This window comes from Scytonema sp. PCC 10023 (assembly GCF_963920835.1).
Taxonomy (GTDB): Bacteria; Cyanobacteriota; Cyanobacteriia; order Cyanobacteriales; family Nostocaceae; genus Kalymmatonema.
The window spans coordinates 1-475 of sequence record NZ_CAWUDP010000362.1; the positions used below are offsets into that span (position 1 = coordinate 1).

At 45.3% G+C, this 475-nt stretch carries 1 protein-coding gene; it reads left to right on the top strand.

The annotated features are described in order from the left end of the window. Positions 1 to 475, top strand: a 475-nt coding sequence (locus tag ACM0OZ_RS49225) for a WD40 repeat domain-containing protein (protein ID WP_414590217.1), incomplete at both ends; no start/stop codon positions are given.

A 475-nucleotide genomic window follows, 5' to 3' on the forward strand; every position in this document is an offset into this window, starting at 1 on the left:
AAATTTCTACCTTAAGCGGGCATACTCGTGAAGTCTTTAGCGTGGCATTTAGTCCGGATGGCAAAACTCTAGCTTCTGCAAGTCTTGACAATACCATCAAATTGTGGAATATCAGCACGGGTCAACAAATTTCTACCTTAAGCGGGCATACTTATGCAGTCGAAAGCGTGGCATTTAGTCCGGATGGCAAAACTCTAGCTTCTGCAGGTAGAGACAATACCATCAAATTGTGGAATATCAGCACGGGTCAACAAATTTCCACCTTCACTGGGTATACTGGCACTGGGTATACTGGTTTTGTCTTCAGCGTGGCATTTAGTCCGGATGGCAAAACTGTCGCTTCTGCAACTGAGCACGAAACCATCAAATTGTGGAATATCAGCACGGGTCAACTAATTTCCACCTTCAGAGGGCATACTAGTTTTGTCTTCAGCGTGGCATTTAGTCCGGATGGCAAAACTGTCGCTTCTGCAAG